Genomic DNA, 10,741 nt, shown 5'->3' on the forward strand with positions numbered 1-10,741 from the left:
AAGCCCGACCCGATAGGGTAACCCCAAAATTAGTTTAATGACAATCTATACCATTAGTAACCAAATCGTAAACTGGAGCAGGAGAGAGGTAAGGGATACCCAAGCCTAAGCCCCGAAGTATAAAGAGCGCTCCGATACATACCACAAACACAGGAATGGCTTTTTGAATGCGCTGTCTTGCAGTACCTTTTAAAAAATTGCTGAAATAAATAGCGGTAGTCATTAAAGGGATGGTACCCAAACCAAAAACCACCATATATAAGCTGCCACTAGCAGCATTTCCGCCAGCAATTGCAGCAAAAAGTGCCATGTAAACTAATCCGCAGGGGAGAAATCCATTTAAAAAACCGATGGTTAAAAAAGTATCCATAGTTTTTTTCTTGAGGGCACTACCAAGGGCAGATTTTACTTTTGAAATGGCTTTATAAATTGGCTTTGAAAAGTTGTATTTATTAAATATATTTTGAGGAATTATAACAACTAAAATCATTAAAACCCCAATGATTATCGAGAGTTGCTGTTGGTATCCAAAAATAAACAGACTCTTACCAATTAGCCCGAACACTAACCCAATCAAGCTGTAAGCTAAAAGCCTGCCTATATGATAGATACTAATTTGCGATATTTTTTTAACTGTATTTGTACGATCTACTGGCAACATAAAAGCAATGGGACCACACATGCCTACGCAATGAAAACTCCCCAATAACCCTAATATGAGTGCCGATAAAAGCATAGTAAGAATTTGTTAAAAATTTCGTTAATTATTTTTTAGGCCTCTTTTTGCCCATTTTTTCATTAAAATTTTGAACCGTAACTAGGCTATGTTTAAAAATTTTGCCGCATACTGAACAAAAAATAGTCTCTAAAAAATCTAATCACAAAATCTTAAATAGATTCTAATAGTTTATAGATTCTTTAAACAAGTAAGATTGTCCTTTATATTGCCAATCTACTTTAATGTTCCAACGACCATCTACCAAACGTTTGTCAGGTATGAGCAAATGTGAATTAGACAATGAAATAGCAGCATCAAAGTCCAGTTGTTTGTTAGATGGTCTATATAGGAACAAATTTCCAGTAATTTCTTTATAATCAGCAGTTTCTGGGAAGTGTATAACAAGTCCCTCGGCTGTTTTTTCGTAGCTTAAGTTTGCCTCTAAAGTTCTAGCATTTTTAAGCTTATTAATGTCGTTTTGGTATTTTAATTCATCAGCATAATAATCCTCGCTAACCAAGTCGTGGTCGTACTTATCGTTAATATTCATACTCACAATAAAGTACATAATAAAGGCAATAAAGCCTATAAATGCTAATATAATTCCAGTACCCCAATTAATTTTCATATCTGTTATTCCTGCGAAGGCAGGAATCTATTTTTAGTTAATAATATTTTTAAATAATACCTACAAGGTTTTTAAAACTTCGCAGGAAACAAGCTCAAACTTCTGTCTCCCATCTTTGAGCTTCCGTCTTTTTTTATTCTGGCATTACCCTGTCGGGTCGGGCTTTCCACTATATCTTTTTCTCGTGCCTCAAAAAAGGATGCCGTTTCAATCCCTAATGCACTTATCCGCCAAAGTCACTTCTAACTTCTCTAAGATCTTCCAGCTTATTTATAACTCCTAGGGCCTAAAAAATTAGCCGTAGTTGTTTCAATAAGTTTATCGCCTTTATAAACGCCAATTTTAATTTTATTTCTATCGCCAGTTAATGCCGAATTATTAATTTCAATAAACAAAGTTCCTTCTGCAATTCCTTGACTTGGTACTACAAAGTCATCACTTGTAGATACCAATCGTAATTCGCCTTTATGAGACATCAGTTTAAAACTCACATCGTTAATATCTTCGCTAGTTTTATTTACCAATTTATAGGTAAACACATTACTAATAATGTTATTTTCTTTATGTTCATACAATTGCCCAGGCAACCTCAATACATTGGCCTCTACATCGTTTCTTAAAAACAGCATTCCAATTAACAAACTAACCATAATAGATAGTACAGCAATGTAGCCTTTCATTCTAGGAGTTAAACTAAACTTAGCTTTCTTCTCTATATTTTCTTCACTCGCATAACGGATTAAGCCTTTTGGTAAATTGATACTTTCCATAATATGGTCGCACTCATCAATACAAGCCGTACAGTTTACACATTCTAGTTGTGTACCGTTTCTAATATCAATTCCCGTAGGGCAAACATGTACACATTGTAAACAATCAATACAATCGCCATGTCCTAAAGCCGCACGATCTTCATTTTTTCTAAATTTCTTTCTGCCACTTTCGCCTTCTCCTCGTTTATGGTCGTAAGCCACAACAATAGATTTGGTGTCTAAAAGTACCCCTTGTAATCTTCCGTAAGGGCAAGCAATAATGCAAACCTGCTCTCTAAACCAAGCAAATACAAAATAAAATACCGCTGTAAAGATTAATAAAGAAATTAAGGTGCTTACATTTTCTAAAGGCCCTTCGGTGATGTACTCAATAAGCTTATCACTACCAATTAAATACGCTAAAAACACATTGGCGATAATAAATGAGATAAGCGCGAATATGATAAATTTAAGTCCTTTTTTTCGTATTTTTTCAGCATCCCATTTTTGTCTCGCTAGTTTACGCTGTTTATTTCTATCGCCTTCAATCCAGTATTCAATTCTGCGGAATACCATTTCCATAAAAATGGTTTGTGGGCAAATCCACCCACAAAATATCCTACCAAAAGCTACCGTAAAAAGCGTGATAAAAACCACACCAATAAGCATGGAAATAACAAATAAATGAAAATCCTGTGGCCAAAATGGAAAACCGAAAATATTAAACCGACGCTCTAATACATTGAACATTAAAAACTGATTCCCATTAATTTTTATAAAAGGAGACAGTAATAAAAAAGCCAATAAAAAGTAGCTTACATATTTTCTGTATTTATAAAACTTCCCATTAGGCTTTTTAGGAAATACCCAAGCACGTTTACCTTCTTCGGTAATGGTGCCAATGGAGTCTCTAAAATTTTCGTTATCTGGGGTTTCCACGATGTTGTTTTCTTTACTTTTTTTATTCAGACCTGTCAGGTTTTTAAAACCTGACAGGTCTTTTTATTTGTCTTAATCCTGTAAGGTTTCAAGAACCTTGTAGGTATTACTGTTTTTTGTTTTTTAAAGACCTACAAGGTTTTAAAAACCTTGCAGGTCAATAAGCATTAGCTTAGTTTGATATAGTTTGTGTTGAATCTGTAACAGTTTCAACAGGTGTTTCTGCATTTTCATCTACCCAAATATCACCTTCAGCAGGTTTTGGGTTTGCTGGTGTAGTCCCTTGAAATGTTAATACATAACTTGCTACTTGTGCCATTTCTAAAGGTTTTAACTGTGCTTTCCATGCAATCATTCCTTTTCCAGATCGCCCGCCTTCAGATACCGTTCTAAATACATTTTTAATACCACCACCAAGTATCCAATGGTCATCAGTTAAGTTTGGTCCAATACCACCACCACCGTCTGCCATATGACAAGCCACACAGTTGGTCTGGAAAATAGTTTTACCAGCACTTACGTCAGCCGCATCAGTAAGTTGTGTAACGGTATTGATGTCAACTAGGTTTTTAGCGGTTTTTTTGTAAGCTTCAATAGCCACTTTAGCATCTGCCAATTCTGTTTCTAATTCATCAAATTGATTGTCGCCATCAAAAATGTGGAATCTTACCAAGTAAACAGCTGCGAAAATAATGGTGATATAAAATCCGTAAAGCCACCAAGGCGGTAGGTTATTATCTAATTCTTTAATACCATCATAATTGTGGTCTAATATAATTTCGCCTTCTTCTTCAATAGGTTTTTGTCCCAGAAGTTTGTTATATATATTTTTAATCCAAGTGAATTGAAACGATTTTTCTTTTTCTGCTAAAAAACGTGCTTTAGCCTCTTCATCTAATTTATGAAGCATTACGTTTTCTAAAGCGCCAATAATGGCTTCAATAGCTATTAAAATAAGTAATACTAAAAAAAGAAATAGTAGTACTACGGGGTATTCAATAAATGCTGGTTTTTCGCCTGAATCTATAAAGAATTCAACTGCTCCAAATATGATAAAGAATGCTACTGGAACACGAATCCAAGATGGAATAAATCGTCTCATAATATATCGTCGTTTTGGTTGTCTAATGGAAGGTTGCTAACTCTTTTTATATAGTCTTTTTTTGCGGTTGCTACCCACCAAAAAAGGGCTACAAAAAAGATGAAAAATATAAGTAAGGAGATAATTGGGTAAATTTCAATACCTGTGATACTCTCCATGTGGTTTTTTACAAATTTTAACATGATTTTTGTTTTAGTTACTGGTTATTATTTTAAACTAATAACCAACAAACAGTTAACTAATTTTCTACATTAATATCGGTTCCTAGTCGCTGTAAATAAGCAATAAGGGCTACAATCTCTCTGTTTTTCATTTCTATAAAATCTTCACCATTGTCTGTAGCATATTTTTTATCGGCTTCATAATTTTTGGCAAAGTCTGGATCGCTATAAAGGTTTTTCTCAATTTGAGTCCCTTGCTCTAACATACTTTGTTGTGCGTTAGCAATATCCTCTTCTGTATAAGGCACACCAAGAGTTACCATAACTTCCATTTTGGCTTCAGTTTGTGACTTATCTAATTCACTACTGCTACCAGTAATCAACCAAGGATATCGAGGCATAATAGAACCCGATGAGGTACTCTGTGGATCGTACATGTGATTGAAATGCCAATTATCAGAATACTTAGCACCAATACGATGTAAATCTGGTCCTGTACGTTTACTTCCCCAAAGGAATGGATGGTCGTAAACAAACTCCCCAGCTTTTGAGTATTCGCCATAGCGTTCAACTTCACTTCTAAACGGACGAATCATTTGCGAGTGGCAACCTACACAACCCTCACGGATGTAAATATCTCGACCTTCTAATTCTAAAGGCGAATAAGGTTTCACACTAGCTATTGTTGGGATATTAGATTTTACCATAATTGTTGGTACAATCTGGATAATACCACCAATTAAAATTGCCACAGTAGCTAATAAGGTTAATTGGATTGGTCGTCTTTCTAACCAAGTATGCCATCCTTCACTTGCAGTACGTTTTTTAGTTACTCGTTCTAGAGCTGGAGCTTCAGCTAATTCGTCTGTAACTTTACTACCACTTCTAACAGTAACAATTACATTGTAAACCAGTATAAACATACCAATTATGTATAGCGAACCACCAATAGCACGCATCCAATACATAGGCATAATTTCAGTAACTGTTTCTAAAAAGTTACCGTAAACTAAAGTCCCATCAGGATTAAACTGCTTCCACATACTTGCTTGGGTAAACCCAGCAACATACATAGGTAGCGCGTATAAAATAATACCTAAAGTCCCTAACCAAAAATGTAAATTAGCTAAGCCTATAGAATGTAATTTGGTTTTAAATAATCTAGGGATGAGGTAGTAAATAATACCAAATGCCATAAACCCGTTCCAAGCTAAAGCGCCAACGTGTACGTGGGCTATAATCCAATCGGTAAAGTGGGCAATTGCATTTACGTTTTTAAGTGATAGGGTAGGCCCTTCAAAAGTTGCCATACCATAACCTGTAATAGCTACCACCATAAATTTTAAAACAGGGTCGGTACGTACTTTATCCCAAGCACCACGTAGTGTTAACAATCCGTTTATCATACCACCCCAAGACGGCATTAATAGCATCACAGAAAAAGCAACACCTAAATTTTGTGCCCATTCTGGTAAAGCGGTGTATAATAAGTGGTGTGGTCCAGCCCAGATATAAATAAATATTAACGACCAAAAATGCACAATAGAAAGCCTATAAGAATACACAGGTCTGTTGGCTGCTTTAGGTACAAAATAATACATCAAACCTAAAAACGGTGTCGTTAAAAAGAAAGCCACCGCATTATGTCCATACCACCATTGTACTAAAGCATCTTGTACCCCAGCGTAAACCGAGTAACTTTTCATGGCACTAACAGGTAACTCTAAACTATTAAAAATATGAAGTACCGCAACTGTTATAAAGGTGGCGATATAAAACCAAACAGCAACATACAAATGGCGCTGGCGGCGTTTTAAAATGGTCCAAATCATATTCACACCAAAAACTACCCAAATTAGAGCAATGGCAATATCTATAGGCCATTCTAACTCAGCATATTCTTTAGATGTGGTGTAACCCAACGGCAACGAAATAGCCGCTGCAACAATAATTAATTGCCACCCCCAAAAGTTAATATTACTTAAAAGGTCGCTCGCCATACGCGTTTTTAATAAACGCTGTAGCGAATAGTAAATACCAGCAAACATTGCATTTCCCACAAAAGCAAAAATCACAGCATTAGTGTGTAAAGGTCTTAACCGACCAAAACTAAGCCACGAAATCCCATCCGTAAGGTTTGGGAATAAAAACATAAAAGCAAGTAGCAAACCTACTGCCATACCCACAACGCCAAAAACAATTGTAGCGTAAATGAATTTGGTAACGATTTTATTATCGTAATGAAATTGTTGCATTTTCATAAGTACATATTTATTTTTATTAAAGGTCTTATGCAATCGCTTTTAAAATTTGCTCTTTTTCAATTAAGCTTTTGGTTGGCGATTTCATATCTAAAAATTTATTCTTCTTTGGTTAGTATCGTTTTATTGGTTTCTTCTTTAATCAATTCATCCTCAAAAAGCATGCGTACCGATGGCGTATAACTATCGTCAAACTGTCCGCTTTTCACAGCTATAATAAAGGCTACAAAAAAGCCAATAGCCACAATAATGCTAATAGCAAGTAAAATATATATAACGCTCATACCTATTTGAAGTTATGGTTCAAAAGTACTTTTAAGGTCTATTTAAAAAAATGACATTTATCATGTTTTAATTTTTTATTTGGGCGTTACTTTTTGCTCATACCTACAAGGTTTTTAAAACCTTGCAGGATCACAAAAAGTCGGGCTATCCGTTCCAAGTCCTCGCACCTCCTACGTCGGGCTGTGGGCTTTCCTCTACTATCCCTAACGCACTAATCCGCCAAAATCCGTTTTAAACTCCAAAACCATTTTTATTTTGCTGTTTATAAGCTTTAACCCTCCGAGTTTTTCTTTAGGAAAAACCCACCTCCCTTTAAAAAAAGGGAGGAACTCCTACCAATTTCATTTGGAAATCGTGAAGAAAGAAGAGTCAAATTTATCTCGACGCATTTCAGAGAAACACCACAAAGCCATTAATTCACAATAATTCGAGAATTTGTGGCTACTCTTATTTCAATTTCCTACCCAATACATTAGTACAAACCGTCGTAAACACCACAATGCTAATCGAACTCAAAGGCATCAAAATAGCAGCAATAACTGGGGATAATTGTCCTGTAACCGCAAAATAAAGTCCAATGCTGTTATAAATAAGCGACAGTAAAAAACTCCATTTTATAATCTTAATAGCCGTTTTAGAAGCCTTGATAAAAGCAAACAACTTATTGAATTTACCAGCATCCAAAATCGCATCACAAGCAGGCGAAAACACATTTACATTCTCCGAAATAGCAATCCCAACATTGCTCTGCGCCAAAGCACCAGCATCGTTTAAACCATCACCAACCATTAACACTTTAGCACCAGAGTTTTGATGGTGTTTAATGTATTCCAACTTATCCTCAGGCTTCTGATTAAAAAACAGTTTTGTTTTAGCAGGCAACAGCTTCGTTAGGTTCTCTTGCTCTCCAGCATTATCCCCCGAAAGAATTACCAAATCATACTCCTTTTTAAGTTTGTTAAACAATTTTGAAAGTCCTTTTCTATAGCGGTTGTAAAACGTAAATTTCCCTTTGTATTGATTGTTGGTACTTACATGTACTGCTGTATTCAATGTTGCCGTTTCAGAAGCAAACCCAACAAAAGGCGCAGAACCAATTTTTATAGAATTCTTATTGTTTTTAGCCATAATGCCCTTACCAATATGCTCTTCATAATCATCTATAGTTACAATATCATTGGCGTTCAAAAGGGCATACAACGACCTACTCAAAGGATGGTTCGAATTACGTAGTGTACTTTTTAAAAGCGATTCCTCTTCACCCGAAAGTTCCAATCCACTATATGCTATAGACGTTTCTTTATTAGCAGTAATCGTTCCTGTTTTATCAAAAATAATGGTATTAATAGCCGCCAATTGCTCAATAACCGAAGCATTTTTAGCGTAAAACTTTAGCTTTCCAAAAATGCGTAATAAGTTGCCAAATGTAAAAGGAGCAGCCAAAGCAATAGCACAAGGGCACGCAATAATAAGCACCGATGTAAATACATTTAACGCTTTAGAGGAATCTATAAATAGCCAATACGCTGTCGAAATTATAGCAATACTCAAAACCGCAATGGTAAAACGCTTGCTAATGGCATTGGTTAAAGTTGTAAAGCCATCCTCTTTATTTTTACTAAACACATCGTTGCTCCACAATTGCGTTAGGTAACTTTGTTCAACGGTTTTTAAAACATCAACTTCAATACTGCCATCCAATTGTTTTCCGCCAGCAAATAGTTTATCTCCAGATTGTTTTGAAACCGCTTCAGATTCGCCAGTAACAAAACTATAATCAATCCGTGCATTGCCTTTAATCAAAATACAATCTACAGGAATTAACTCTTCATTTCTTATTAAAAGTCTATCCCCTTTTTTAATGTCAAATACTTGAATAGACGCTTCAGAATTATCAGAAGAAATTTTAGTAATTCCGATAGGGAAATACGATTTATAATCCCGTTCAAAAGACAAGAAGTTATACGTTTTTTGTTGGAAAAATTTTCCAAGCAGTAAAAAGAAAATAAGTCCCGATAAACTATCAAAAAAACCTGTACCAATATTCAGAACTATTTCGGCTGTACTTCTTATAAATAAAACAGCTGCACCTAAAGCAATAGGCACATCAATATTTAAAATTTTAGACCGTAATCCTTTATAAGCCGAAATAAAATAATCTTGAGCAGAGTAAAAAACAACAGGTAAAGAAAACGCAAACATCAACCACCTAAAAACTGGTGCGTATTTCTCAATCCAAAACCCATGTACTTGAAAATACTCTGGAAACGATAAAAACATAATATTTCCAAAGGCAAAACCAGCAACACCAAGTTTATAAATAAGCGACCTATCAACATTCTTTTTTTCAACAGAATAATCATCTAAACTTATAAAAGGTTCGTAACCAATACTGCTTAAAAGTTTCACTAATGCTTTCAAAGAAAAGTTCTCGGTATTATAATTTACCCGAACGGTTTTCTTTCCAAAATTCACAATAGACGAACTTATATTGGGGTGTAACTTGTTCAAATTCTCCAAAATCCAAATACAAGAACTGCAATGTATGTGCGGAATATATAAAGTGACTATTTGCGTTTTTTCGTCATTAAACTCCAGTAAACTTTCAACAATTTTTTCGTTTTCTAAAAAGTTGTATTTGCCTTCTATTTCTTTAGGCGTAGCTCCTGGTGCATTTTGTAAATCGTAATAGCAACTTAAATCGTTCGCAGAGAAAATTTCGTACACAGTTTTACAACCGTTGCAGCAAAACGATTTTTCATCATATGTAATATCGGAAGTTGTAGAATCTAATCCACAATGGAAACATGTTTTATGCCCCATAATATTTGCTCATTTATACCTGATACAAAAATCTAAAATGAAGTGAATTTAAAATATGATATCTGTCATGTTTTATTTATTTTTACAGTACAATCAAACTTTGTAGTATGGGTAAGTGCGAACAATGCATTATTAAACAATTTAATTCGCTTAAGTCGTTGACTAAAGATGAGTTAATAAGAATTTCCGCTTGTAAAACATCTAAGACGATAAAAAAAGGCGAAGTTATTTTTGAAGAAGGAGATTCCATAAATGGTATTTATTGTGTTAAGAATGGTGTTTGTAAACTGTCTAAATTAAGTGAAAATGGTAAAGACCAGATTGTAAAAATGGTTGTTAAAGGACAGTTGATTGGACAGCGTTCTTTGGTGTCTAACGAAAATTCCAATTTGCAAGCCACAGCACTTAATGATATGGAAGTTTGTTTTATACCCCGTACTGAAATTATAGCTGATCTTCAAAAAAATCCAAAGTTTTCATTTGATATGTTGAAAGATATGGCGCATGACTTGCGTGAGGCTGATGATATAATAGTGAATATGGCACAAAAATCTGTGCGTCAGCGTTTAGCTGAAACTCTAATCTATATTCATGAAAGTTTTGGTGTTAATCCAGATGGCACTTTAAGCGTTATTTTATCTCGTGAAGATTATGCTAATATTGTAGGTACTGCTACGGAATCTGCAATTCGCGTATTATCACAATTTAAAAAAGAAGGCCTAATTTCTACAGTTGGTAAATTTATAAGGATTGAAGATATTAATGGTTTAAAACGTATAGAATAATTAAGAGGCTGTCTGAAAAGTAAGTTCGATGTCATATTGAGCTTGTCGAAATGTTTTTAACTTACTGATAATCAATATCGGTTTCGACAGACTCAACCTGACAAATCAAATTATAAAGACTTTTTAGACAGTATCTTAGCTATTTATTCTGCTATTTCGGCTTTAATTTCCTGAACAGGTATTTCACCATCTATTGGTGTGTTTTTCTTTTTAACCTGAGTTCGACGTAAGGATTTAGAAAAACAGAGCTAATTGATTTGTATTTTCTGTTTCAAATTTAATACTTG

General features: G+C 34.7%; 9 protein-coding genes. 1 reads left to right on the plus strand and 8 read right to left on the minus strand.

The genetic code is table 11. From position 1 onward, the window contains the following. Nucleotides 1-34: 34 nt before the first annotated feature. From Q0739_RS11675 to Q0739_RS11710, 8 genes are all read right to left on the minus strand, one after another. Complete coding sequence (locus Q0739_RS11675) at nucleotides 35-736, minus strand: sulfite exporter TauE/SafE family protein (RefSeq protein WP_298238910.1); 702 nt, start codon at nucleotides 734-736, stop codon at nucleotides 35-37. A gap of 163 nt (nucleotides 737-899) precedes the next feature. Continuing rightward, on the minus strand, nucleotides 900-1,346 hold the full coding sequence (locus tag Q0739_RS11680; protein WP_298238911.1) for a FixH family protein: 447 nt from the start codon (nucleotides 1,344-1,346) through the stop codon (nucleotides 900-902). A gap of 266 nt (nucleotides 1,347-1,612) precedes the next feature. Continuing rightward, the gene (gene ccoG, locus Q0739_RS11685; RefSeq protein WP_298238912.1) at nucleotides 1,613-3,037 is read right to left on the minus strand and encodes a cytochrome c oxidase accessory protein CcoG; all 1,425 of its coding nucleotides are present in this window, start codon (nucleotides 3,035-3,037) and stop codon (nucleotides 1,613-1,615) included. A 172-nt stretch (nucleotides 3,038-3,209) separates the two neighbouring features. Further along, a complete protein-coding gene (locus Q0739_RS11690) occupies nucleotides 3,210-4,139 on the minus strand; it encodes a cbb3-type cytochrome c oxidase N-terminal domain-containing protein (RefSeq protein ID WP_298238913.1) in 930 nt (309 codons plus the stop codon). Then, nucleotides 4,136-4,321 (minus strand): CcoQ/FixQ family Cbb3-type cytochrome c oxidase assembly chaperone, encoded by a 186-nt coding sequence (locus Q0739_RS11695; protein ID WP_109351233.1) that lies wholly within the window; start codon nucleotides 4,319-4,321, stop codon nucleotides 4,136-4,138. Before Q0739_RS11695 ends, Q0739_RS11690 begins: the two co-directional genes overlap by 4 nt. Nucleotides 4,322-4,377: 56 nt before the next feature. Continuing rightward, a complete protein-coding gene (gene ccoN / locus Q0739_RS11700) occupies nucleotides 4,378-6,561 on the minus strand; it encodes a cytochrome-c oxidase, cbb3-type subunit I (RefSeq protein ID WP_298238914.1) in 2,184 nt (727 codons plus the stop codon). Between the two features lie 98 nt (nucleotides 6,562-6,659). Then, a complete protein-coding gene (ccoS, locus tag Q0739_RS11705) occupies nucleotides 6,660-6,845 on the minus strand; it encodes a cbb3-type cytochrome oxidase assembly protein CcoS (protein WP_298238915.1) in 186 nt (61 codons plus the stop codon). A 448-nt stretch (nucleotides 6,846-7,293) separates the two neighbouring features. Further along, a complete protein-coding gene (locus Q0739_RS11710) occupies nucleotides 7,294-9,669 on the minus strand; it encodes a heavy metal translocating P-type ATPase metal-binding domain-containing protein (protein ID WP_298238916.1) in 2,376 nt (791 codons plus the stop codon). 107 nt (nucleotides 9,670-9,776) lie between these two features. Here Q0739_RS11710 and Q0739_RS11715 point away from each other — a divergent pair, with 107 nt between their 5' ends. Beyond that, nucleotides 9,777-10,454, plus strand: a complete 678-nt coding sequence (locus Q0739_RS11715) for a Crp/Fnr family transcriptional regulator (protein ID WP_298238917.1) — start codon at nucleotides 9,777-9,779, stop codon at nucleotides 10,452-10,454. Nucleotides 10,455-10,741: the final 287 nt, after the last annotated feature.

Origin of the sequence: uncultured Algibacter sp., from assembly GCF_947487605.1 — a bacterium.
Taxonomy (GTDB): domain Bacteria; phylum Bacteroidota; class Bacteroidia; order Flavobacteriales; family Flavobacteriaceae; genus Algibacter_D.

Coding starts and splice junctions, on each gene's coding strand:
- Q0739_RS11680 (WP_298238911.1), bottom strand. CDS start 1,346: ATGAAAATTAATTGGGGTACTGGAATTATATTAGCATTTATAGGCTTT.
- Q0739_RS11675 (WP_298238910.1), bottom strand. CDS start 736: ATGCTTTTATCGGCACTCATATTAGGGTTATTGGGGAGTTTTCATTGC.
- Q0739_RS11695 (WP_109351233.1), bottom strand. CDS start 4,321: ATGTTAAAATTTGTAAAAAACCACATGGAGAGTATCACAGGTATTGAA.
- ccoS (WP_298238915.1), bottom strand. CDS start 6,845: ATGAGCGTTATATATATTTTACTTGCTATTAGCATTATTGTGGCTATT.
- ccoN (WP_298238914.1), bottom strand. CDS start 6,561: ATGAAAATGCAACAATTTCATTACGATAATAAAATCGTTACCAAATTC.
- Q0739_RS11715 (WP_298238917.1), top strand. CDS start 9,777: ATGGGTAAGTGCGAACAATGCATTATTAAACAATTTAATTCGCTTAAG.
- Q0739_RS11690 (WP_298238913.1), bottom strand. CDS start 4,139: ATGAGACGATTTATTCCATCTTGGATTCGTGTTCCAGTAGCATTCTTT.
- Q0739_RS11710 (WP_298238916.1), bottom strand. CDS start 9,669: ATGGGGCATAAAACATGTTTCCATTGTGGATTAGATTCTACAACTTCC.